At 72.2% G+C, this 22,441-nt stretch carries 20 protein-coding genes and 1 pseudogene; 10 read left to right on the plus strand and 11 right to left on the minus strand.

The features are described 5' to 3' along the window. Positions 1 to 96: 96 nt before the first annotated feature. From gltX to ACFS27_RS05460, 5 genes are all read right to left on the minus strand, one after another. On the minus strand, positions 97 to 1,593 hold the full coding sequence (gene gltX, locus ACFS27_RS05440; protein WP_377180821.1) for a glutamate--tRNA ligase: 1,497 nt from the start codon (positions 1,591 to 1,593) through the stop codon (positions 97 to 99). A 135-nt stretch (positions 1,594 to 1,728) separates the two neighbouring features. Further along, complete coding sequence (locus tag ACFS27_RS05445; RefSeq protein ID WP_377180822.1) at positions 1,729 to 2,517, minus strand: GNAT family N-acetyltransferase; 789 nt, start codon at positions 2,515 to 2,517, stop codon at positions 1,729 to 1,731. 7 nt (positions 2,518 to 2,524) lie between these two features. Then, on the minus strand, positions 2,525 to 3,091 hold the full coding sequence (locus ACFS27_RS05450) for an NUDIX hydrolase (protein ID WP_377180823.1): 567 nt from the start codon (positions 3,089 to 3,091) through the stop codon (positions 2,525 to 2,527). 7 nt (positions 3,092 to 3,098) lie between these two features. Continuing rightward, complete coding sequence (locus ACFS27_RS05455; protein ID WP_377180824.1) at positions 3,099 to 3,878, minus strand: fumarylacetoacetate hydrolase family protein; 780 nt, start codon at positions 3,876 to 3,878, stop codon at positions 3,099 to 3,101. Between the two features lie 46 nt (positions 3,879 to 3,924). After that, a complete protein-coding gene (locus tag ACFS27_RS05460; protein ID WP_377180825.1) occupies positions 3,925 to 4,920 on the minus strand; it encodes a class I SAM-dependent methyltransferase in 996 nt (331 codons plus the stop codon). Between the two features lie 140 nt (positions 4,921 to 5,060). Here ACFS27_RS05460 and ACFS27_RS05465 point away from each other — a divergent pair, with 140 nt between their 5' ends. Next, a complete protein-coding gene (locus ACFS27_RS05465) occupies positions 5,061 to 6,371 on the plus strand; it encodes a heparan-alpha-glucosaminide N-acetyltransferase domain-containing protein (protein WP_377180826.1) in 1,311 nt (436 codons plus the stop codon). 83 nt (positions 6,372 to 6,454) lie between these two features. Here ACFS27_RS05465 and ACFS27_RS05470 read toward each other — a convergent pair whose 3' ends face one another. After that, positions 6,455 to 7,324 carry a PhzF family phenazine biosynthesis protein gene (locus tag ACFS27_RS05470; RefSeq protein WP_377180827.1) on the minus strand — a complete coding sequence of 290 codons (870 nt, stop codon included), beginning with the start codon at positions 7,322 to 7,324 and terminating at the stop codon, positions 6,455 to 6,457. A 141-nt stretch (positions 7,325 to 7,465) separates the two neighbouring features. On the opposite strand from ACFS27_RS05470, the gene ACFS27_RS05475 reads away from it, so the two are divergent. Continuing rightward, complete coding sequence (locus ACFS27_RS05475) at positions 7,466 to 8,539, plus strand: 3-methyladenine DNA glycosylase (protein WP_377180828.1); 1,074 nt, start codon at positions 7,466 to 7,468, stop codon at positions 8,537 to 8,539. Between the two features lie 50 nt (positions 8,540 to 8,589). Here ACFS27_RS05475 and ACFS27_RS05480 read toward each other — a convergent pair. Then, positions 8,590 to 9,228 (minus strand): annotated as a pseudogene (locus ACFS27_RS05480) (CPBP family glutamic-type intramembrane protease); the annotation flags it as partial. A 228-nt stretch (positions 9,229 to 9,456) separates the two neighbouring features. On the opposite strand from ACFS27_RS05480, the gene ACFS27_RS05485 reads away from it, so the two are divergent. From ACFS27_RS05485 to ACFS27_RS05495, 3 genes are all read left to right on the plus strand, one after another. After that, a complete protein-coding gene (locus tag ACFS27_RS05485) occupies positions 9,457 to 10,194 on the plus strand; it encodes a lytic polysaccharide monooxygenase (protein ID WP_377180829.1) in 738 nt (245 codons plus the stop codon). A 242-nt stretch (positions 10,195 to 10,436) separates the two neighbouring features. Beyond that, entirely contained in the window at positions 10,437 to 11,090 is a 654-nt protein-coding gene (locus ACFS27_RS05490; protein WP_377180830.1) for a lytic polysaccharide monooxygenase auxiliary activity family 9 protein, read from the plus strand. 171 nt (positions 11,091 to 11,261) lie between these two features. Beyond that, positions 11,262 to 12,107, plus strand: a complete 846-nt coding sequence (locus ACFS27_RS05495) for a phosphotransferase (protein ID WP_377180831.1) — start codon at positions 11,262 to 11,264, stop codon at positions 12,105 to 12,107. Positions 12,108 to 12,140: 33 nt separating this feature from the next. Here the strand turns inward: ACFS27_RS05495 and ACFS27_RS05500 are convergent, their stop codons facing one another. Beyond that, complete coding sequence (locus tag ACFS27_RS05500) at positions 12,141 to 13,439, minus strand: DUF418 domain-containing protein (RefSeq protein ID WP_377180833.1); 1,299 nt, start codon at positions 13,437 to 13,439, stop codon at positions 12,141 to 12,143. Between the two features lie 160 nt (positions 13,440 to 13,599). Here ACFS27_RS05500 and ACFS27_RS05505 point away from each other — a divergent pair, with 160 nt between their 5' ends. Next, on the plus strand, positions 13,600 to 14,424 hold the full coding sequence (locus ACFS27_RS05505; protein WP_377180834.1) for a phosphotransferase: 825 nt from the start codon (positions 13,600 to 13,602) through the stop codon (positions 14,422 to 14,424). 49 nt (positions 14,425 to 14,473) lie between these two features. On the opposite strand, the gene ACFS27_RS05510 is transcribed toward ACFS27_RS05505, so the two are convergent. After that, the gene (locus ACFS27_RS05510) at positions 14,474 to 15,022 is read right to left on the minus strand and encodes a CGNR zinc finger domain-containing protein (protein ID WP_377180835.1); all 549 of its coding nucleotides are present in this window, start codon (positions 15,020 to 15,022) and stop codon (positions 14,474 to 14,476) included. 38 nt (positions 15,023 to 15,060) lie between these two features. On the opposite strand from ACFS27_RS05510, the gene ACFS27_RS05515 reads away from it, so the two are divergent. From ACFS27_RS05515 to ACFS27_RS05525, 3 genes are all read left to right on the plus strand, one after another. Beyond that, a complete protein-coding gene (locus tag ACFS27_RS05515; protein WP_377180836.1) occupies positions 15,061 to 16,107 on the plus strand; it encodes an EamA family transporter in 1,047 nt (348 codons plus the stop codon). A gap of 178 nt (positions 16,108 to 16,285) precedes the next feature. Then, the gene (locus ACFS27_RS05520; RefSeq protein WP_377180837.1) at positions 16,286 to 19,054 is read left to right on the plus strand and encodes a DEAD/DEAH box helicase; all 2,769 of its coding nucleotides are present in this window, start codon (positions 16,286 to 16,288) and stop codon (positions 19,052 to 19,054) included. A 116-nt stretch (positions 19,055 to 19,170) separates the two neighbouring features. Next, complete coding sequence (locus ACFS27_RS05525; protein ID WP_377180838.1) at positions 19,171 to 20,433, plus strand: hypothetical protein; 1,263 nt, start codon at positions 19,171 to 19,173, stop codon at positions 20,431 to 20,433. Positions 20,434 to 20,465: 32 nt separating this feature from the next. On the opposite strand, the gene ACFS27_RS05530 is transcribed toward ACFS27_RS05525, so the two are convergent. Continuing rightward, positions 20,466 to 21,221 (minus strand): TSUP family transporter, encoded by a 756-nt coding sequence (locus tag ACFS27_RS05530; RefSeq protein ID WP_377180839.1) that lies wholly within the window; start codon positions 21,219 to 21,221, stop codon positions 20,466 to 20,468. 225 nt (positions 21,222 to 21,446) lie between these two features. Here ACFS27_RS05530 and ybaK point away from each other — a divergent pair, with 225 nt between their 5' ends. Then, positions 21,447 to 21,902 (plus strand): Cys-tRNA(Pro) deacylase, encoded by a 456-nt coding sequence (ybaK, locus tag ACFS27_RS05535; RefSeq protein ID WP_377183611.1) that lies wholly within the window; start codon positions 21,447 to 21,449, stop codon positions 21,900 to 21,902. A 33-nt stretch (positions 21,903 to 21,935) separates the two neighbouring features. Here ybaK and ACFS27_RS05540 read toward each other — a convergent pair whose 3' ends face one another. After that, entirely contained in the window at positions 21,936 to 22,346 is a 411-nt protein-coding gene (locus ACFS27_RS05540; RefSeq protein WP_377180840.1) for a YccF domain-containing protein, read from the minus strand. Positions 22,347 to 22,441: the final 95 nt, after the last annotated feature.

The following is a 22,441-nucleotide window of genomic DNA, read 5'->3' on the forward strand; positions in this document are numbered from 1 at the left end:
CAGAACTCCGAACGGGAGCTGCACACCACCTGTGCCCTGGACGAACGGGAGCGCCGCCGACCAGGGCCGACGGCGCTCCCGTGCACTGCCGGCGGGTCACTCCGCTCCGGCGGTCACCCCTGCCGACGTGGGGGCGGTTGCCTCGGCCAGGCGCGCCTGCGCCGCGTCGATGCGCGTGAGCGTGCGGTCGCGGCCGAGCACCTCGAGCGACTCGAACAGCGGCAGGCCGATGCGGCGGCCGGTCACGGCGACGCGGACCGGGGCCTGCGCCTTGCCCAGCTTCATGCCGTGTGCCTCGCCCACCGCTGTGACGGTGTCCTTGAGCACCTCGGCCGTCCAGCCGGCGAGCGCCGGATCCGCCAGGGCGGTGCGGACGTCGGCGAGGAGCTCGGCGGCGCCGGCCTTCATGGCCTTGTTCCAGGAGTCCTCGTCGAGGATCGGCGCGTCGAGGAACAGGAAGTCGACGTTGTTCGTGATCTCGGACAGCAGGGCCACCCTGGAGTGGGCGAGCGGCGCGACGGCGTCGAACACCTGGCTGTCGAACTGCTCCTCGGTCCACGGGGCGTACGGGGCGTGCAGCCACGGGTCGCAGGCCCTCGTGAACTCCGGGACGCTCAGGGCGCGGATGTACTCGCCGTTGAAGGCAGTGAGCTTCTTGATGTCGAAGAACGCCGACGAGGAGTTGATGTCCTCGACGCGGAACCGGCGCACGAGCTCGTCGAACGGGAGGATCTCCTCGTCGTTGCCCGGCGCCCAGCCCAGCAGCATCAGGTAGTTGACCATGGCGTCGGGCAGGACGCCCTCGGCCAGGTAGTCCTCCAGCGCCACCTTGTCGCGGCGCTTGGAGAGCTTCTGCCGCTTCTCGTTCACGATCACGGGCATGTGCGCCCACTGCGGCGGGGTCTGGCCGAGGGCCTCCCACAGCAGCTGCTGCTTCGGCGTGTTGGGCAGGTGCTCCTCCGCGCGCATGACGAGCGTGATGTTCTCGTCGATGTCGTCCACGACGTTGGCCAGGAGGAAGACCGGCGAGCCGTTGCCGCGCGCGATGACGAAGTCCTCGAGGTTGCGGTTGGGGAACGTGGGGTTGCCGCGGATCAGGTCGACGACCTGCGTCTCGCCGTCGTCGGGCGTGCGGAAGCGCAGCGCGCGGCCCTCGGCGTAGTCCAGCCCGCGGTCGCGGCAGAAGCCGTCGTAGCCGGTCTGCTGGTTACCGGTGCGCGCGAGGACGGCGTCACGGGTGCAGTCGCAGTAGTACGCCTTGCCCTCGGCGAAGAGCCGCTGCGCGGCCTCCTTCTGGATGCCGGCGTTCTCGGACTGGAAGTACGGTCCCTCGAACGCGGGGTCGTCCTTGGTGATCCCCAGGGCCTCCATGGCCGACAGGATCCCGTCCACCCATTCGGGCTGGTTCCGCGAGGTGTCCGTGTCCTCGATGCGCAGCACGAACGTGCCGCCCTGCTGCTTCGCCACCGCCCAGTTGAACAGCGCCGAGCGGGCGCCGCCCACGTGGAACATGCCGGTCGGGGACGGTGCGAAGCGGACGCGGACGGCCGCGTCAGCGGCCGAGCCGGTCGAGGTTTCGGTTGCTGAAGTCACGGACCCCAGCCTAGGGCGTGGGACCGACAGCGCGGTCCCGAGCGGCCCGGTTCCGCAGGCGCCCCGTCGATCAGGGCGCCACCGCGGTGACGCCGGGCGCGACGGGGGTCAGGGCGAGGAATCGCCGCAGGGTCCTCATCGCTCGCCCGCCAGACGCTTCACGTACCGGCGCGTCGGCACCGCCACCGGGCCCGCTGCGGTCTCCGCCCGGTAGTCGAGCGGCCCGGTGTCCGACCAGCCCTGACGCTCGTAGAACCGTCGCGCCCGCCCGTTGCCCGCCACGACGGCGAGCCAGACCTCCGCGTGCCCCGCCGCGGCGACCCGGTCCTCTCCGTCGGACAGGAGGTGCGCGGCGAGACCGGAGCCGCGGTGTGTCGCCGCGACGAACACCTGCTCGATCTCGTCGCCGTGGACGGTGACGAAGCCGACGACACCGGCCGCCCCTCCGTCGGCAGGCTGCCCGTCGGCGGGCCGCCCGTCGGCCACGGCCACCGTCGTGCTCGGCACCCGGCTCGCCGCCCGGGGCCCGAACGACTCGCGCGTGCGGACCGCCTCGAGCGCCGGCGGCACGAGGCCGTGGTGCCCGTCGCCCCAGGCGGCGTGCCAGACGTCGGCGATGCCGGGAGCGTCGTCCGGCACCGCCTGCCGGAGCTCGACGTGCCGCACGCGGAGCGGCGCGACCAGGAACCGGTCCTCGTCCTCCAGCACCACCGGCTCGGTACGCCAGCCCGGGCCGGCGTACCCGACGAGCGCCGCGGTGTCCCGCCACCGGCTCACGTAGGTCAGGGTGTCCGGTCCGACGACGATCTCGTCACCGAGGAAACCGTCGAGCGTCGCGAACTCCGTGATGCCGCCCTCGATGAAGGCGCGGAACTCGTCGAGCATGCCCGGCCGCACCAGCGCGGTGGAGGACCTGATGATCATGCGCCGATCATGCTGCACCCATCCGGGTCCGGGCCAGCACCACCGGCTCGGCCAGGTCGGGGTTCGGCAGGGCGTCGACGTCCCACCAGCGCACGTCCAGCGACTCCTCCGAGACGGCGGGCTCCGCACCGGGGGCCGCCACGGCGACGAACCGGACGTCCAGGTGGTGCACCGGACGAGCCGCGTCACCGGTGCCCGGCCGGCAGAACGGCACGACGTGCTCGTCCAGGTGCACCGGCACCGGGTCGACCGCCAGCGGCAGCCCCGACTCCTCGCGAGCCTCCCGCTCGGCGGCGCCGGCCAGCGTGGTGTCCCCTGCCTCCAGGTGGCCGCCGAGCTGGAACCACAGCTTCGCCTTGCCGTGCAGCGTGAGCAGCACGCGGGCGCCGTCGTGCGACAGGACGACGGTCGACGCCGTCAGGTGGTCCGGCACGCTGCTGCGGAACACACCGTCGCCGTGCGCCTCGAGGTGCCGCACGTAGCGAGCCCTGAGCAGCTCCTGCTCCGGCGTCGGCCCGGTCCAGGAGCGCAGCACCGTGAGCGCATCGCCGTTGAGCGGTGCGCCGTCGTCCACCGGCACCTCAGCGACGCACGATCGGGTTGGCCAGGACGCCCAGGCCCTCGACCTCGCACTCGACGCGGTCACCGTGGTCGATCCTGCCGACGCCGGCGGGCGTCCCCGTGAGGATCACGTCGCCCGGCAGCAGCGTCATCGCCTCGGAGATGTACGACACCAGGAACGGCACGTCGAACACCATGTCGCGGGTCCGGCCGTCCTGGCGCAGCTCGCCGTTGACGCGCGAGCGCACCCCGACGTCCTCCGGGTTGAGGTCGGTGTCGATCCACGGGCCCAGCGGGCACGAGGTGTCGAAGCCCTTGGCGCGGGCCCACTGCCCGTCGGTGCGCTGGGCGTCGCGGGCCGTCACGTCGTTCGCGACCGTGTAGCCGAGGATGTACGACGACGCGTTCTGCGGCGTGACGTCCTTGCACACCTTGGAGATCACGACGGCCAGCTCGGCCTCGTACGAGACCTCCTGCGTGAAGTCCGGCAGCACCACCGGGTCGTCGGGGCCGACCACCGAGGTGTTCGGCTTGAAGAACAGCAGGGGGCTGGCCGGGACCTCGCCGCCCATCTCCTTGGCGTGGTCGACGTAGTTCTTGCCGACGGCCACCACCTTGGAGCGTGGGATCACCGGGGCGAGCAGCCGGACGCCGTCGCCCAGCTCGATGCGCTCGCCGGTCGGCATCGCCGGCATGTACAGGGGGTCGCCGCCCAGGACAGCGAGGAAGGTCTTGTTGCCCTCCTGCTGCACGAGGGCGAAACGGGGGTCGTTTCCGGTGGTAAATCTCGCGATACGCACGGGCCCAATGTACGTCCCTGCTTCGTTGCGGGCAGTCACCCGGGGGTCAGGCGCGGGCCAGGACCTCACCGTTGAGGACAGCGAACCAGCCGTCCGGGGCGGCCGCCCATTCCCGCCAGCCCTGGGCGAGCTGTTCGAGCGCGACGTCGTCGGCGAGCGCCGAGTCCTTGGCCTGGACCGCGAAGTTGGACTGGGTGCAGCGCTCGGCCCACAGGCCGCCCCACCAGGTGCGGTCGTCGGGGGTGGCGTAGCACCAGACGCTCGCGCCGGGCTCGATCGACGCCGGGTCGAAGCCTGCGTCGCGCACCCAGGAGGCGAGGCGCCGCCCCGCGTCCGGCTCGAACCCGTAGGTGTGCGTGACCTCGTGGTAGAGCATGTTCCACTCGGTGAGCTCCGGGGACTCCGGGAACCAGGTCATGGCCTCGTAGTCGGCGTCCCGCACCGCGACGAACCCGCCCGGCTTGGCGACGCGCTTCATCTCGCGCAGGGCGCCGACGGGGTCGGACAGGTGCTGCAGGAGCTGGTGCGCGAAGACGACGTCGAACGAGTCGTCCTCGAACGGCAGCTCGTACGCGTTGGCGTGCTCGAAGCTGATGTTCTTGGTGCCGTGCGCGTCGGCGAGGCCGCGGGCGGACTCCAGCACGTCGTCGGACGCGTCCACCCCGATGACGCTCCCCTGCGTCAAGCGCTCGGCCAGGTCGACGGTGACGGTCCCCGGGCCGCAGCCGACGTCGAGCAGCGTCATGTCGGAGAGCAGGTGCGGGAGCAGGAAGGCGGCGGAGTTGGCAGCCGTCCGACGCCGGTGCGAGCGCAGCACGGACTCGTGGTGCCCGTGCGTGTACGACTCGGACTCCTTGGTCAGGTCCTTCACCGCGCCCGGGTTGTTCAGGCTGGAGAGGCTGCTCGGGGCGTCGACCGCGTCGATCGGGTCGGTCCCTGCGGGCTGGGCCTTGTCCCGGACCGTGCCCCTGGGTGTCTCCCTGGGCATGTCGCTGGACGTCGCACTGCGGGCCGTGTCGTGCTCGTTGGCGCTGCCGGTCATGGGCGCACTGTATGTGCGCCGTACGGGGCGGCACATCTGCATTCTCATCCCTCGGGACGGCTTGTCCAGAGCTTCACCCGGCAGCGGGCCGACGGCGTGGCCCGCGCGCGTCGGCGTCGGCGACACGGAAGGATGCCCGCATGCCCACGCTCGCCCAGCCGTCCGACCGGCCTGCCGCGGCCTCAGGTGGAACCCTCGGCGGTGCCGTCAGGGGAACAGCCGGCCGGATCGGCCACAACCTGCTCGGCGGCCCGGGCCGTGTCATCGGGGCCGACGTCGCCCGCGGTATCGCCGTGCTCGGCATGTTCACGGCGCACGTGGGCATCACCTCGGCGGACATCGGCACGCTCGAGGGCTGGCTGGGCCTGGCGCACGGCCGTTCCTCGATCCTGTTCGCGACGGTCGCCGGGCTCTCCCTCGCGCTGTTCACCGGCGGCTCCCGACCGTTCGAGGGCACGGCGATGCGCACCGCGCGGTCGCGGATCCTGGTGCGGGCCGTCCTGCTGCTGGCCCTGGTCGCGGTGCTGGACCTGTTCGGGACACGCGTGCTGCTCATCCTCGGCTTCTACGCGGCGTACTTCGTGCTCGCGCTGCCGTTCCTGCGGATGCCACCGGCGCGGCTCGCCACGACCGCCGTACTGATCGCGGTGCTCGGCCCGTTCCTCGTGTACTACGGGCCGGAGGCGCTGGCCCGGGCCGGGCTCCGCGCACCGCACGACGGTTCCGGCGCCGCCACCGACTTCCTCCTCACCGGGCACTACCCCGCCCTCGTCTGGATGGCGTACGTGCTGGCAGGGCTCGCGCTGGGGCGTTGCGACCTGCGGTCGCCGGTGCTGCACCTCGGCCTGGTCGCCGGCGGGTTCGGGCTGGCCGCCGTCGGCTCGCTGGCCTCGGCGACCCTGGTGGCCGACGCCGGCGGGGCGGAAGCCATCGCGGCCCAGCTCGCCGTGACCTCTTCCGAGTACGTGGTGCCTGCGCCCGGCTGGTCCGATCCCTGGCCGCCGCTGGCCGGCCTGTTCCTCGAGGGTCCCCACGACGACACGATGTTCGAGGCCCTGGGGTCCGGCGGATTCGCGCTCGGCGTGCTCGGGCTGTGCCTGCTCGTCGGTACCGGCGTCCGCGGGACGGCGGCATCGTGGCCCGCCCGCGTGCTGCGCGGGGTCCTGCTGCTCGTGGTGACGCCGCTGGCCACCGTCGGCGCCCTTGCGCTCACCGTCTACACGGTGCAGATCGTCACGATCTGGTGGTGGACCCGCACCTACTGGGACCTGCTCGACCCACCGACCAACGAGCCGCTCGGGTGGATGGTGCTCATCACCCTGCTCGCGGCGACGGCGTGGCGGGCACTGCTCGGCCGCGGCCCGCTGGAGCGGCTGTTCGGGTGGGTCGCGCGGAAGGCCTTTCCCACGGTCCCCGACCAGCCGGCTCCCCTGGACTCCCCGAACCGCTAGAGCCCGGGACGCGACCCCAACGGTGTGCGCGCCATCGTCGGCGTGTCGCGTGCTGGCCGTCGGGGTCGTCGGGCCTGGTCGCGCTACTGGAAGCTCACCTGCCCGACGATCGTCGTGACGGTGTCGCCGCCGACCCACACCTCTCCGTCGGGCAGCTTCTCGACGTGCACCCGGCCCTCGCGGCCAAGGACCGTGCCCTGCGAGGCCACGTAGGACGACGGCAGCACGTCCCCGCCGAGCCACTGCCCGATGCCGGCGTTGAGGCTCCCGGTCACCGGGTCCTCCCCCACGCCGATGGACGGCACGAACGCACGCACCTCGACGGCGGGCTCGTCCGGGCCGGCCCCGCCCGTCCCGTACTCGCCGACCACGCCCAGCCTGAGGTCGCCCAGCGCCACGAGGTCGGGCTCCAGGGCGAGCACGGCCTCGGCGTCGCGGAGCTGGACCGCCACCCAGCCGGGGCCGTTGTCCACCCAGGCCGAGCGGACGACGTCGGACACGTCGATGCGGAGGGCCCGCGCGATCTGCGCGACGTCGGTGTCGTCGACGGCGCCCGAACGCAGCAGCGGCGGCGCCGCGAACGCCAGCCGCTGCCCCTGCCCCGCGATCTCGCGCCGCAGCCGGACGAGGCCGACGCCGCACTCCTGGACCACACCCTCCCCGCTCGGCACACCGCCCGCCTCCAGCCACGCGTGGGCGGTGCCGAGGGTGGGGTGCCCGGCGAACGGCAGCTCGCCGCCAGGCGTCCAGATCCGCACGCGGTAGTCGGCGCCGCCGCTGCGTCCGGCGTCCGTCGGCGTGAGCAGGAACGTGGTCTCCGAGAGGTTGGTCCACCGGGCGAAGGCAGCCATCTGGTCGTCGGTGAGGCCGTCGGCGTCGTGCACGACGGCGACGGGGTTGCCGCTGGTCGGCACCGGTGAGAAGACGTCGACCTGGCGAAACGGGTGGCTCATGCCGCCAACGCTATCGACCCGCCGCAGCCAGGCCCCGCGCAGCCGGCGCCGAGCAGCTCCTCGGCCAGGCCCGACCCGGCGGCAGGGCACTGCTTTTCCGTCTCGCTCGGGCGGCTGCCGCACCGGCCGTACCCTGGACCGGTGAGCACAGTCCTCGGCGAGCTGACCGCGCCCGCTGCGCGCGGCGGCGTCGTGCACCGGGCCGAGCCTGCACCCGCCCGGGTGCTGCGGGCCGACGAGTGGCCGGCCGTCGCGGCAGCGCACGCCCGGCGGGCGGACGAGCTGACCGCCGTCTGGCGCGCGGCGCGGGACGCGGGACGGAAGCACGCGATCGAGGACTTCCTCTTCACGTACTACCCCACGCGGATCGCGCACCTGCGTCGCTGGCACCCTGGCGCGGGGGTGGCGCTCACGCTGCCCGACGGCGAGCCGGGCGCCCCCGGGGCGGAGACCGCCGACCCGGACGACCGGACCACGTGGCGGTGGCACGGGACCACCACGGACGACGACGCGTCCCGCACCGTCACGCTCGAACTCGACGCCTTCCTCGCCGACCGCGGCGACACCGTCCGGTACGTGCGCGAGCTGCTGTCCGCCACGGCGGCGCGTCCGGGGACGTTCGGCTGCTTCGGGCTGCACGAGTGGGCGATGGTCTACCGCGACCGGGAGTCGGGCCGCGACCAGCGGCACCCGCTGCCGCTGCGGCTCGGGCACGCAGGCACGGACTCCGTGGTCGAGGCGAACCCGGTGCGCTGCTCGCACTTCGACGCGTTCCGGTTCTTCACCCCGCAGGCGTCGGGACGCAACCAGCTCCAGCCCACCCGCGAAGGACAGGTCGGCATGGAGCAGCCGGGCTGCCTGCACGCCAACATGGACCTCTACAAGTGGTGCCTCAAGCTCGGCCCCGCCGTGCCGGGCGACCTGCTGCTGGACGCGTTCGAGCTGGCCCGCAACATCCGGTGGACCGACATGGCCGCCTCCCCGTACGACGTGTCCGGCTACGGCGTCGCCGCCGTCGAGATCGAGACCCCGCAGGGCAAGGCCGAGTACGTGCGACGGCAACGCGAGTACGCACGGCGGTCCGACGAGCTGCGCTACCGGCTGATCGAGGTCTGCGACACCGTGCTCGGTGCCCGCCCTCGCACCAGCAGCGCCGCGACCAGCAGCGCGGCCCAGCCGACCCCGGTCACCGTCCAGAACGGCACTGCGTCCTGAACCGATGCTTCGGTGAGCAGCTGGAGCGACGAGAGCGGCACGGCGTGGGCGAACACGGCGGGCCAGATCGCGCCGCGCCGCTCGACCAGGGCCGCGAGGAGCGGCGCCCAGGCCGCGATGCCGATCGTGGCCGCGGCGACCTCCGCGCCCGTGAGCACCCCCGCCGACAGGTACGTGAGGTGCAGCGGCAGGTGCCAGAGCATCCAGATCGCGCCGACAAGGCCCGCTGACCGCCAGAAGCCCAACCGCCGGAGCGCCAGCTGGAGCTGCCCGCGCCACAGGACCTCCTCGCCGAACGTCGAGAACGCGAACAGCACGGTGCCCAGCACGATCATCGGTACAGCAGCGATCAGCACGTCGGCGGACTTGAGCTGCGCGCCGAACAGCAGCCCCGCCAGGGCCGGGACGACGAGCGCCGGCACCATGACCGCGAGCGCCAGACCGTAGGAGGCGAAGAGCTCACGCGCCGATGCGGGCCGTAACCGCCACAGCCGGGCGAGCTGCCCGCGCCCGAGCACCACGAGGACGGCGACGAGGCTGGCGAGGGCCGGCACGTACCGGCCGGCCAGGACGACGGCGTTCGGTACGTCCTGGCCGGCGACCAGGAACGGGACGCAGATCGCGGTGATCAGGACGAAGGCGGTGGTGACCGCGACCACCGCGGCACGGGACTCGGTTCGGGAGCGCATGGTGGCAAGTCTTCTGGCGGCCCGGGACCGGCCACATCGGGGAGTTCCCTGGCCCGGCCCTGGTCGACCCCTGGCCGATCCCCGACCGGCCCCGTTCCCGGCTGGTCCTGAGTAGGTAGTTGCCCTACTTGTCCTGGCCCCGGGCGCTTTCTAGCGTCGATGACGTCGCACCCCAGCACACAGGAGCAATCCAGGAAGATCCCAACTTCACACCACGAGGTGAGCCCCATGAGAGTCACCGCACTGCGTACTCCCGTCGCCAGAGCCGTCCTCGGCGCCCTTGCCGTCCTGGCCTTGACGCTGACGGCGCTGGTCGCCGCACCACGCTCCATGACCCCGACGGCGGAGGCCCATGGCTGGGTCGTGTCGCCGCCGAGCCGCCAGGACCACTGCGCCAAGCGCACCGTGAGCTGGACCTGCAACGGCGTCGAGTACGAACCGCACAGCGTCGAGGCGCCCAAGGGCTCGATGCTCTGTTCCGGAGGCAGCCGCTTCACGACGCTCGACAACGACTCGCTGCCCTGGCCCCGCACGACCATCGGCAGCACGCACACCTTCCAGTGGACGCTCACCGCCAGGCACCGCACGTCCACCTGGGAGTACTTCGTGGACGGCCAGCTCTTCAAGACGGTGAACGACGGCGGCGCGCAGCCGGGCGCGACCGTTACCCACACGCTGACGGGGCTGCCGAGCGGCAACCACAAGATCCTCGCCCGGTGGAACGTGTTCGACACCGGCAACGCGTTCTACGCGTGCGTGGACGTGAACGTGGGCGGTACCGGGTCGCCCGAGGACCCGACCGACCCGCCGGCCGAGGAGTGCACAGCCGCGGCCTGGGACTCCACCGCCACCTATCTGGGTGGCGACCTGGTCACCTACTCGGGCCACACCTACCGGGCCAAGTGGTGGACGCGGGGCGAGATCCCGTCGTCCAGCGACGTCTGGGTGGATCAGGGCGCCTGCTGACCCGACAGCACGCATTCCCGCAGCAGTGCTGCTGCGCAGCGACCGGTGCCCGACGTCGGGCACCGGTCGTCGCCGCGCGCGGCCGAGAGGATGTACGGGGAAGCGCGTACGAATTCACCCTCATTGTCAGGAATGCTGACATTTCCTAAGTTCGGGGCACAGCAAATTTCACCCGGTGCGGCGGGCCCTCCCTGGCCCCGCCCGCACCGACGGCCCGCATCCGCACGACGGAAGGCAACACAGTGAACCGTGCACGCTCAGCCATCCCGCAGACCCGACTTCTGCTCTCCGCCCTCGCGGCCTTCGCACTCGCGGCAGGTTTCCTCGTCGCCGCCCCGAGCGCGGTCCTGCCGCAGGCGCAGGCCCACGGCTGGATCACCAGCCCGCCGAGCCGCGCCGACCACTGCGCCACCGGGAGCGTCAGCTTCGACTGCGGCGGCCTGCAGTACGAGCCCCAGAGTGTCGAGGCCCCGAAGGGCTCGATGCAGTGCTCCGGCGGCAGCGGCTTCACCGTGGTCGACGACGAGTCGCTCCCCTGGCCGCGCACCACCATCAGCGGCGAGACCACGTTCCGGTGGACGCTCACCGTCCAGCACCGCACGTCCACCTGGGAGTACTTCGTGGACGGCCAGCTCTTCAAGACCGTGGACGACGGCGGCGCCCAGCCGGGTGCGACCGTCGAGCACACGCTGACCGGCCTGCCGGCCGGTGACCACACGATCCTGGCGCGCTGGAACATCGCCGACACGGTGAACGCCTTCTACCAGTGCATCGACGTCACGGTGGCCGGGTCGGCGGCAGCGTCGACACCGACGACCGGGCAGGCGGACGAGCCCGCGAACCAGCGGGCGCTGCCGGGCACCGCGACCGTGCGGGGCGTCCTGACCGCCGTCTGACCCGCGCACGAGGCTTTCCGACCAGGCCGCACCGACGGACCACACGCCCGAGGCCGGGTGCCCGACGCCGATCGCGCCGGGTACCCGGCCTCGTCCCGTGATGTTGCCCAGTGCCCGTGACGGTGCCGAACCAGGAGCACTTTTTCACCCGCTCTATGGGACGATGGTGCCGTGTCGAGCGCGTTCGTCGGCATCAGTCCGACGCCCGTCGAAGTGCCGCCCGTCGTATATGCCCTGGCAAGCCGGCTGCGGTCCGGTGCGACGGTCGTCCCCGTGTGGCGCAACGACTACGGCGGCCTCACGGTCCGGCTCGAGTCGGGGTGCGCGCACCGGAGCTCGTACCTCAAGTGGGTGCCCGACGGCGCGCCGTGCCCCGACCCGCTCGCCGAGGCCGACCGCCTGGTCTGGGCCGCCTCGTTCATCCCTGTCCCCCGGGTGCTGGACGTCGGGCGCGACCGGCACGGCTCGTGGCTCCTCACCGCGGCCGTCGAGGTCGGTGGCGCGCCGGCGACGTCGGCCATCGAACCCCGCTGGCGCGCCCTGGCCGCGCGGTCCGCGATCGCTGTCGGGGTGGGGCTGCGCCGGTTCCACGACGCGCTACCCACGGACACCTGCCCGTTCGTCCGGACGGCGCAGACCCGCGTCGCGGCCCTCAGCGCTGCCCCGACCGCTCCCCTGAGCACCGCGGACCGCACGATCACCGCGGTCGCCGTCGGGGTTCCGCCACCGGTCGACCGGGCCGTGGTCTGTCACGGTGACGCCACGGTCCCGAACACCCTCCTGGACGAGGTCGGCCGGTTCGCGGCCCACGTCGACGTCGGCGACCTGGGGGTGGCGGACCGCTGGTCGGACATCGCGGTGACCACGCGCAGCGTCACCCGCCGCTACGGCCCCGGCCTGGAACCGCTGGTCCTCGCCGCCTACGGCGTAGCCCCCGACCACGAGCGCACCACGTACTACCGAGCGCTCTGGGACGCCGAGGAGGCCGTCCGGACTCGCGCCAGGGCGACGCGGTAGGCGGGACGACGGCGGCGGGTCACCCGCGGCGGGTCAGCGGCGGCGCGCGTCGTAGACGCGATGCATCAGCAGCTCGATCGGCCCGCGCGGCCACCTCCGCAGCCAGAGCGGAGCCAGGAGCATCAGGGCCAGCGAGACCCCCGCCCAGATCGCCACGGCCTGCCAGGGGCCACCGCCGGCGAGGCCGAGGCCCCAGTCGTAGCAGAGCGCCGACGCCAGCACGTTCTGCAGCACGTAGCAGGACAGCGCCGTCCGCCCGACGGCCTCGACCCCGCGCCGGAGCAGGGCGCCGGGGCTCCGGCCCGCCCGCGGTGCCTGCGTACCCGCCCGTGCCCGGGCACGGTCGACGAGGCTCGTGCCGAGCGCCAGGATGCCGACGGCCACCAGGGGCGGCACCAGGTAGCGGTCGACGAGGAACCAGTCCGGCCCTGCCCAGGCCGTCAGCGCGTTGAGCGGGAGGCCTGCCCCCAGCCCCACCCACGCGAGCCGACGGCGCAGCCGCGCCCCGCCCTCGTTCGTCGAGAACATCCCGGCGCGCACCAGGCGAGAACCCACCAGGAACAGGATGGTGGCCGACGGCACGATCAGGATCAGCTCGATCCGGAACACGTCCATGTGCGTGATCCGCAGGAGGACCTGGTCGAGCCAGCTGGCCGTCGACAGGACGTCGGTCGGGGCGGTGGCCGACTGCCCGCCCCCGCTCGCGGCCGTCCCGCCGCCTGCCGCGTCCGCGTCGTCCGCCGCGCCGGACAGCACGAGCAGGGCGGTGACCGAGACGATCCCCGCGACGTACACCGCGGCCAGCACGCCGCCCCAGGCGCGAACGACCCGGTCGCTCCGCCCGATCAGGTAGGCGGCCAGCAGGGACGCGATCGCGTACCCCATCAGGACGTCGAACTCGAAGACGAGGATGTAGTGCAGGAGGCCCTCGACGAACAGGATGCCCGCGCGCAGCGCGTACCGGCCCGGCCAGGGCAGGCCACGCCGGACCATGGACCGGTACTGCAGCTCGAGGCCCACCCCGAACAGCAGGGTGAGCAGCCCGAGGAACTTCCCGTTGACCAGCGCCTGCAGCACGCGCTGCACCGGATCGGTGGCGGCGAAGCCGGTGGAGATCCACTCGGCGGGTCCGCCGGGCGCCGTGAAGATCCAGATGTTGCTGGCGAGCGTGCCGATGATCGCTATCCCGCGCAGCACGTCGAGCGCGGCGATCCGGCCGACAGCGCCCGCTGCGTCCGGCCCGCCCGGAGCGCTCGGACCGTCGTGCGGGCCCAGCGCGGAACTGGACGGCGGCTTCGCAGGTGAGGTGCTCGGTGGTGTGGTGGCAGCCATGCCACGACCTTCCCGTGACCGGGCCGTGCCGTCGTCGGCCGAACGGGCGATCTCCTGCCGTCCCGCGTACATCGTTCGGAGGACCCCGGGTGCGGCGCTCACCGGCAGGAACACCGGAATGACCTCGTGGCGGCGCGGCCGGTTCTGGCACCCTGACCACATGACGATCCCCACCGGCGCGGTCACTGTGCCCGACGTCGTGCGTGAGATCGCCGGCGACGCCCTCGTCACGCCGGTCTGGAGCAACGAGCTCGGCGGCCTGACGTTCCGCATCGACCCGGCCGACGCCGTCGGCTCCCCGGACGGGACGGCACCCGGCACCGACCGGCGGCCTGCCACCTTCGTGAAGTGGGGGCCGCGCACGGAACGGTCGGCGGCGGAAGGGGTCGATCTTGTCGACGAGGCAGCACGGCTGCAGTGGGCGGAGCGGTACACGCCGGTGCCGCACGTCCTCGAGGTCGGCGCCGACGAGCACGCCGAGTGGCTGACGACGACGGCGATCGAGGCGAGGTCCGCCGTCGACCCCCGCTGGCTGGCGGACCCCGAGACGGCCGCCCGGGCGATCGGGACGGGGCTGCGCGCGCTCCACGACGCGCTGCCCGTCGACGAGTGCCCCTGGAGCTGGAGCATCAGCGACCGGATCGCCGTCGCCGAGACCCGGGCAGCCAGCGGCCATCCGGCCGACGGCTGGTCGGTCGAAGCGCGGGCGCGTCTCCTCGACGCCCCCGACCACGACCGGCTCGTCGTCTGCCACGGTGACGCGTGCGCACCCAACACCCTGCTCGCCGACGACGGCCGCTGGGTCGCGCACGTGGATCTCGGCGCACTCGGCATCGCCGACCGCTGGGCCGACCTGTCCATCGCGACCTACAGCCTGGGCTGGAACTTCGGCCCTGGTCACGACCACCTGGTCTACGAGGCGTACGGGATCGACGAGGATCCGGACCGGGTCGCCTACTACCGCCTCCTGTGGGATCTGGGATGAGCGGGCCGGCCGACGCGATCGGCGCGACGGTGCGGTCGGGACCAACCCGCTACACCGTCGATGCCTGATCCGCGCGCCGGGCCCGATGGGCCGCCTGGGCGTTGCGGTTGCTGCACGTCGTCGAGCAGTAGCGGCGGGACCGGTTGCGGGAGAGGTCCAGGACGATCCCCGCGCAGTCGCTGTCGGCGCAGACCGTGAGGCGGGACATCTCGTCGTCCCTGATCACGTCGATCATCGCCATCGCGGTCTCCACGAGGATGCGGGTGGCGAACGGGGCGTCCGTCGGCACGGCGTGAATGTGCCAGTCCTCCGGCGGGTGCCGCACGAGCTGGGGTACCGCCCCTGCCGTGGCCAGCATCTCGTTCACCAGGTCTGCGGCAGGGTCGCGGTCCGCGGTGAGCAGCTCGCGCAGCCGCGGCCGGAGCCCCAGCACCTCGCCGAGCTCGGCCTGCGTACGGTCGTGCCGCCCTGTGTAGGCGTGCTCGACGAAGAACGCGTCGAGATCCGCGACCGTCGCGATCGTGACCGGGGGCTCGCCCCCGTTCACCAGGGCGACGGCGGACTGGAGAGCTCCCTCGGTGTCATGAGTAAAGACCACATTGACACATTACCTCGACGCCCATAGCGTCAGGACCCATGAGCGCTGTGACACCTGACACCGACCGTACGGGCAGCACCGGCAGGTTCGGTGCTGGCCGAGCGCCGGGCCCCCGTCGCCTGACCACGGGGCTCGTCCTCGCCGGAGTCTCGGCGGCGGCGTTCAGCCTGTCGGGGGTGTTCGCCAGCGGGCTGCTCGACACCGGCTGGAGCCCCGGCGCCATGGTGCTCGTCCGCGTCGCCATCGCGGCCCTCGTGGTGCTCCCGCTCGGCATCATGTCGCTGCGCGGGGACTGGCGGCCCGTACGCCGCAACCTCGGCCTGATCTTCGTCTACGGGGCGGTGTCGGTGGCCGGCTGCCAGTTCGCCTACTTCTCCGCCGTCCAGCACATGCCCATCGGCCCGGCGCTGCTGATCGAGTACACGTCGCCCGCCGCCGTGGTGCTCTGGTTCTGGCTGCGGCACGGCCAGCGACCCACGAGGGCCACGATCGCGGGCACGCTGCTCGCCGCCGTCGGCCTGGTGCTCGTGCTGGACCTCGTCTCCGGCGTGCCGGGCACCACATCGGTCAGCCCTGTCGGCGTCGCGTGGGCACTGGTCGCGATGCTCGCGGTGTCCACATACTTCGTCATCAACGCGAACGTCGACACCGGCCTGCCGCCGTTCGCCCTGGCCGCGGGCGGCCTGACCACCGCAACCCTCGCGCTGGGCCTGCTCGGCGCGACCGGGATCATGCCGCTGACCTACAGCACGGCGTCGCCGGTCTACGCGGGCGCGGAGGTGCCATGGTGGCTGCCGGTGGTCGGCCTCGGCATCGTGACCGCCGGTCTCGCCTACGTCACCGGGATCGCCGCTGGCCGCCTCCTGGGGCCTCGGCTGTCGTCCTTCGTCGGGCTGTTCGAGGTGGTTGCCGCCATCGGCTTCGCCTGGCTGCTGCTCGGCGAGCTGCCCCGCACCATCCAGCTCGTCGGCGGAGTCCTGATCCTCGCCGGCGTGATCGCGGTCCAGGCGGGCGAGAAGCGTGCGGGCGTCGAGCCGACCGTCGTTCCGGTTCTTGAGCCCACGGCCGACGATCCTCACGCCTGACGGCACGTGCCCGGGGACCCGGCCGAGCCCAACAGGCTGCACGCGACACGCCGACGATGACGTGCACGACGTCGGGGTCGCTTCCACACCTTCCCCGGCCCCTCTCGCCGCCGGCTCTTCAGCATCGATGCCGCCGTCGGACCGCGCTCTTCACCCGCCTGCAACAATGGGCACCACCATGACGGCGCCCTCTTCGACAACCTCGACCTCCTCGACAGCCCCCTCGACCACCGGTGACCCCGGATCGGCGTCGGGCACCCCGAAGCCGGCCGGGACCCTGATCCCGTACCTGCCGGCACCGACGGGCAAGGATCCCGATCCGGACGTGCTGTTCGAGAGCTTCGGCGAGTGGGCCGCCGCGGGCGGGCGGGCGCTCTACGCGCACCAGGAGGAGGCCCTCCTGGAGGTCATGACGGGCTCCCACGTCGTTCTGGCGACGCCAACGGGCTCGGGCAAGTCGATGGTCGCGATGGGTGCGCAGTTCGCAGCCCTGGCCGCCCACCGCTCCGGCAGGGGTGGCCGCACCTACTACACGGCCCCGCTCAAGGCGCTGGTCAGCGAGAAGTTCTTCGACCTGGTCGCGGCGTTCGGCTCGAAGAACGTCGGCATGATGACCGGCGACTCCGCCGTCAACCCGGACGCCCCCATCATCTGCTGCACCGCGGAGATCCTCGCGAACCTTGCCCTCCGCCGTGGCAACGGCGACGGCGAGACCGGTGCCGACACCGACGACGACGCCATCTCGCAGGTGGTGATGGACGAGTTCCACTACTACGGCGACCCGCAGCGCGGCTGGGCCTGGCAGGTGCCCCTGCTGGAGCTCAAGGACACGCAGTTCATCCTCATGAGCGCCACGCTCGGCGACACGACGCGCCTGCGCGAGGACATCGAGGAGCGCACCGGCCGGCCCGTGGCCGAGGTCGCCGGGGCCGAACGCCCGGTGCCGCTCACCTTCTCCTACGTGGTCGAGCCGCTCACGGACGTCATCCAGGAGCTCGTCACGACCCACCGCGCCCCGGTGTACGTGGTGCACTTCACCCAGAAGGACGCCGTCGACCGGGCGCAGTCGATGCTGTCGATGAACGTCTCGAGCAAGTCCGAGAAGGAGGCCATCACCGCGGAGATGGGCGCCTTCCGGTTCGGCACCGGGTTCGGCAAGACGCTCAGCAAGTTCCTGCGGCACGGCGTCGGCGTGCACCACGCGGGCATGCTGCCGAAGTACCGCCGCCTCGTGGAGCGCCTCACCCAGAAGGGCCTGCTCAAGGTGGTGTGCGGCACCGACACCCTGGGGGTCGGTATCAACGTGCCGATCCGCACGGTCCTGCTCACCAGCCTCGTGAAGTACGACGGCGAGCGCATGCGCCACCTCAGCGCCCGCGAGTTCCACCAGATCGCCGGCCGCGCGGGTCGCGCCGGGTACGACACGGTCGGCGAGGTGCTGGTCATGGCGCCCGAGCACGTCATCGAGAACCGCAAGCTCCTGGCCAAGGCGGGCGACGACCCGAAGAAGCTCAAGAAGATAGTCCGCAAGAAGGCGCCGTCGGGCAGCGTGAACTGGACCGAGGCGACCTTCGAGCGGCTGCGCGACGCCGATCCGGAGCCCCTCGTGTCCCAGTTCCGCGTGAACCACGCGATGGTGCTCAACGTCCTGGCGCGGGCCTCGTCCCGCACGGCGGGCCACGGCCCCGGACCGACGGCGACGGACCCCGTCGACGCCATGCGTCACCTTCTGACGGCCAACCACGACACGGAGACCCAGCAGGCGGAGCACGTGCGCCAGGCGTTTCGGATCTACCGCTCGCTGCGGCTCGCGGGCGTCGTCGAGAAGGTCCGCGTGCCCGACGCCGCACGGGGCCTGCGCCCGTCCGCCCGCCTCATGGTGGACCTGCCCCGCGACTTCGCCCTGAACCAGCCGCTGTCCCCGTTCGCCCTCGCGGCCATGGACCTGCTCGACGTCGAGAGCGCAACGCACGCGCTCGACGTCGTCTCCGTCATCGAGGCGACCCTGGACGACCCCCGTCAGGTGCTCATGGGCCAGCAGAACCGGGCGCGCGGCGAGGCCGTCGCCGCGATGAAGGCCGAAGGCCTCGAGTACGAGGAGCGCATGGAGCTGCTGGAGGAGGTCACGTGGCCCAAGCCGCTGGCCGACCTCCTCGAGCCGGCCTTCCAGACCTACCGCCGCACCAACCCGTGGGTGGCGGACGCCGAGCTCTCCCCCAAGTCGGTGGTGCGGGACATGGTCGAGAAGGCCATGACGTTCACCGAGATCGTGAGCGTGTACGGGCTGGAGCGCACCGAGGGCGTGGTGCTGCGGTATCTCGCCGACGCCTACCGCGCGGTGCGCCAGGTGGTCCCCGACGAGCACCGCACCGAAGAGGTGCAGGAGATCATCGAGTGGCAGGGCGAGCTCGTGCGAGGCGTGGACTCCTCGTTGCTCGATGAATGGGAACGCTTGGCGAACCCGGTGGACGACGACGCCGACCTCGTGACCAACGGCGAGCTGGCCGACGCCGGCGCCGAAGCCCCTGTCCGGCCGGTCACCGGCAACCCGCGCGCGTTCCGCCGACTCGTCCGCAACGCGATGTTCCGCCGCGTCGAGCTGATCGCACGCGAGTCCTACGGGGCCCTGGCCGCCCTCGGTGGCGGCTGGGACGCCGACGCCTGGGGCGACGCGCTGGACCCGCTGTTCGAGGAGCAGGGCGACGACGCCGTCGGGATCGGCCCCGAGGCGCGGTCCGCCGCACTGCTGACGATCCTCGAACCCGGCGCCGAGCTGCCCGGCAGCTCGGGCGGCGGGCGGGTCGAGCCGGGCACCTGGTGGGTCCGGCAGGTGCTCGACGACGCCGACGCCAACCGCGACTGGGCGGTCACCGCACAGATCGACCTGGCAGGGAGCGACGAGGCCGGCGAGGTCGTCCTGACCGTACTCGACGTCGGGCAGATCTGAGCAGGAACTAGCTTTGGGTGAATCTTTACCATTCGGTGGACTTTCCGTACACTCCTGTTAATTGAGTCAGAGTCAGCAACGTCGCTGGCGCCTGCCCGGACGACAGGAGTGTCACCATGCGCTTCCGCCCTGCCGCACTCACCGCCCTGTTCTCGCTCATCGTTCCCGCCGCGCTCGTCGGCACGGCACTGCCCGTCGCCGCTGTACCCGTCGCCACCACGCCCGTCGCCACCGACGGACCCGGCGACGGCACACCGTGGATCGTGACCCTCGGTGACTCGTACATCTCCGGGGAGGCCGGCCGCTGGGCCGGGAGCTCCAACGACGACTACCGGCGTGCCGACGCGCTCGGCCGGCACGCCTACCACGACAACCCCAGCGGCACCGACGAGGTGATCGCCCGCTGCCACCGCGCGTCCTCCGCCGAGGCCCACATCGGCGGCGGCGTGGACGGCCTCAACCTCGCCTGCAGCGGCGCCACGACCGCCACCTCGACCGGCAGGTACTTCAAGCCAGGGATCGACTTCTACGACGGCTCCGCCGGCCAGGGTCAGGCGCTCATGCTGCAGGAGGCCGCAGCCACCAGGAACGTCCGCATGGTCGTGGTGTCGATCGGTGGGAACGACTTCGAGTTCGCGAGCGTCGTGCAGTCCTGCGTGGTCAACTTCCTCACCTCACCGTCCTGGTGGAAGAACTACTGCCACGACGACAGCTCGGTCGCGGCCAACTTCACGGCCGCGAACGTCGCCGCCGTCCGCTCCCGGGTAGCCGGAGCACTCGGCAACGTCGCGACCGCCATGAGCGACGCCGGGTACAGCACGGACGAGTGGACCCTCGTCGTCCAGACGTACCCGTCGCCCGTCCCGAGCGGCTCAGGGTTCCGGTACTCCGAGTCCGGCTACACGCGCCAGTCGACGGGCGGGTGCGGCCTCTGGAACCGGGATGCCGACTGGGCCAACGCCACGGCGCTCCCGACCATCAACGGGGCGCTCCTCGGTGCAGCGTCCGACGTCGGGCTGCCGAACGTCCGCACCCTCGACATGACGCACGCGTTCGACGGCAAGCGGCTGTGCGAGAACGGCGTCGGCCTGTACGAGGAGGTGGGCCTCCCCGGCTGGCAGTCGCCCGGCGCCGTCGACCGGACCGAGTGGGTCAACCAGATCCGCACGGTCACCACGATCGGCAACGACCCCTACTACGCGCAGGAGTCGCTGCACCCCAGCTACTGGGGGCAGCTCGCGATGCGCAACTGCCTGCGTCAGGTCTGGAACGGCGGGGAGCCGCGCAGCGGGAGCTGCACCGTCGGGAACGTCGGAGCGGCCAGGCTCACCGCGCTGGGCGAGCCGTCGATGGTCCTGGGGCCGCTCGACCAGGGCTGACCCGCGGCCGAGTGCAGACCGGGCCCCGGAGGTCAGCCGGCCAGGCCCAGCAGGCCGCGGCCGAGCGTCGCGAACCCGCCGACGTAGGCGAGCGCCACGAGCACCTTGCGCGTGGCGCTCGCCGAGACCCGTCCGACGAGCAGCTCCCCGAGCCCGATGGACGCCACGAGGGCTACGCCGATCGTCGCCCACTCCCACGCGGCCAGGTTCGGGAACGTGGCGTCGGCGACCAGCAGCTTGGCCACGATCGCCGCTATCGCGTTGGTCAGGAAGATCGGCTGGACCGTGGCCGCGAACGCGCGCGGGTCCCAGCGGTCGAGCACGGAGTAGACGGCGATGGGCGGGCCGCTGATCCCTGCCGCGACGCTGCCGAAGCCGGCCACCGCCCCCGTGAGCAGGAGCGGCAGGCGTGCCTCCGGCGCGAACGGGCGTTTCGACCCGCGCAGGCGTGAGGTGACCTGGGCGAGCACCATGGCGCCCACCACCGCGCCACCCATGCTGATCTCCAGCACGGACGCGCTCGCGTCACGGATGAGCAGCGCCGCAGGCACGGTGACGATGACCGACGCCGTCACCAGCCAGCGATAGCGGTGCCAGTCGACCCCGCGGATCGTCCGCCCGAGCACCAGCAGCGCCATCATCGCGCCGGCGAGGTTGACGAAGAGCACACCCTCGACCGGGCCGATGAGAAGCACGATGAAGGGACCGGCGACGAGCCCGAAGCCCATGCCCGCGACACGCTGCAACGAACCCCCGACGAGGATGGCGAGGATCAGGAGGGCGAGCACGCCCCCCACGTTAGCCACGTAGTTCCCGACCGGACTCCGCGGGATTGCACGGCGCGGGACGGTGACGGCAGCGCGCTCGCGCGGGAAAACACGGGAAATCCGTGCGCCGCCGGGCGCCCGAGGCGGCAGAATCGCGTCGTGGCCAAGAACTCGGAGAGACGAACGTCAGCGAACAGGACGACCACCAAGAAGGCGGCGCGGGCCAGCCACGGAACGCCGGCCGTGATGTCGCTCGAGAAGGCGGGCGTGCCGCACACGCTGCATCCCTACGAGCACGACCCGGCGAGCGACCTCAGCTTCGGGATGGAGGCCGCCGAAGCGATCGGCGTCGATGCTCCGCAGGTGTTCAAGACACTGCTGGCAGAGGTCGACGGAAAGCTCGTGGTCGGCATCGTCCCGGTGGACCGCAAGCTCGATCTGAAGGCCTTGGCCCGAGCGGCCGGCGGCAAGCGGGCCGCGATGGCGGAGCCCGCTACGGCCGAGCGCGCCACCGGGTACGTCGTCGGCGGCATCTCGCCGCTGGGCCAGAAGACCCGGCACACCACGGTGCTGGACGAGTCGGCCCGCGCGTACGACGTCGTCTACGTCTCAGGGGGCCGGCGCGGGCTCGACGTCGGCCTCGCGCCGGCTGACCTGCTCACGCTCACGGGCGGGACGACGGCGCCGATCGCACGCGACTGAGCCGCCGTCCCGCAGGAGCCAGGTCCGCAGGAGTCAGGCCGAGACGGTCTTGCGGTAGGTCGGCAGCAGGGCGTCGCTGGGCACGATCTGCTTGCCCAGCGGCATGAGCGACACCGGGATGAGCTTGAGGTTCGCCCAGGCCATCGGGATGCCGATGATCGAGATCACGAGCGGGATCGCGGTGACGATGTGCCCGAGGGCGAGCCACCAGCCGGCGACGATCACCCAGATCACGTTGCCGACCAGGGCGAGCGCGCCGGAGCGCGGGCTCTCGACGACCTCGCGCCCGAACGGCCACAGGGCGTATCCCGCGATGCGGAAGGACGCGATGCCGAACGGGATGGTGACGATGAGCAGGCAGCAGATGATCCCCGCGAGCATGTACCCGAGCCACAGCCCGAACCCCGCAAAGATGACCCAGATGATGTTCAGCAGCGTCTTCATGGGTTCCATCCTTCCGTAGGACGGCGGGTCCCCGGAACCAGGAAACCCCCTGAGCCCACCCTGAACCGCCCGCAGCCGCTCGTGCAACCGCGCGG

This window comes from Promicromonospora vindobonensis (assembly GCF_042685865.1).
In the GTDB taxonomy this organism is placed as follows: domain Bacteria; phylum Actinomycetota; class Actinomycetes; order Actinomycetales; family Cellulomonadaceae; genus Promicromonospora; species Promicromonospora vindobonensis.

What these genes read in the sequence shown, in the direction of transcription:
- ACFS27_RS05525 (WP_377180838.1), top strand. Translation starts at nt 19,171, where the DNA reads ATGCGCTTCCGCCCTGCCGCACTCACCGCCCTGTTCTCGCTCATCGTT.
- ACFS27_RS05460 (WP_377180825.1), bottom strand. Translation starts at nt 4,920, where the DNA reads ATGACCGGCAGCGCCAACGAGCACGACACGGCCCGCAGTGCGACGTCC.
- ACFS27_RS05445 (WP_377180822.1), bottom strand. Translation starts at nt 2,517, where the DNA reads ATGATCATCAGGTCCTCCACCGCGCTGGTGCGGCCGGGCATGCTCGAC.
- ACFS27_RS05505 (WP_377180834.1), top strand. Translation starts at nt 13,600, where the DNA reads ATGACGATCCCCACCGGCGCGGTCACTGTGCCCGACGTCGTGCGTGAG.
- ACFS27_RS05540 (WP_377180840.1), bottom strand. Translation starts at nt 22,346, where the DNA reads ATGAAGACGCTGCTGAACATCATCTGGGTCATCTTTGCGGGGTTCGGG.
- ACFS27_RS05500 (WP_377180833.1), bottom strand. Translation starts at nt 13,439, where the DNA reads ATGGCTGCCACCACACCACCGAGCACCTCACCTGCGAAGCCGCCGTCC.
- ACFS27_RS05520 (WP_377180837.1), top strand. Translation starts at nt 16,286, where the DNA reads ATGACGGCGCCCTCTTCGACAACCTCGACCTCCTCGACAGCCCCCTCG.
- ACFS27_RS05485 (WP_377180829.1), top strand. Translation starts at nt 9,457, where the DNA reads ATGAGAGTCACCGCACTGCGTACTCCCGTCGCCAGAGCCGTCCTCGGC.
- ACFS27_RS05470 (WP_377180827.1), bottom strand. Translation starts at nt 7,324, where the DNA reads ATGAGCCACCCGTTTCGCCAGGTCGACGTCTTCTCACCGGTGCCGACC.
- ACFS27_RS05465 (WP_377180826.1), top strand. Translation starts at nt 5,061, where the DNA reads ATGCCCACGCTCGCCCAGCCGTCCGACCGGCCTGCCGCGGCCTCAGGT.
- ybaK (WP_377183611.1), top strand. Translation starts at nt 21,447, where the DNA reads ATGTCGCTCGAGAAGGCGGGCGTGCCGCACACGCTGCATCCCTACGAG.
- ACFS27_RS05515 (WP_377180836.1), top strand. Translation starts at nt 15,061, where the DNA reads ATGAGCGCTGTGACACCTGACACCGACCGTACGGGCAGCACCGGCAGG.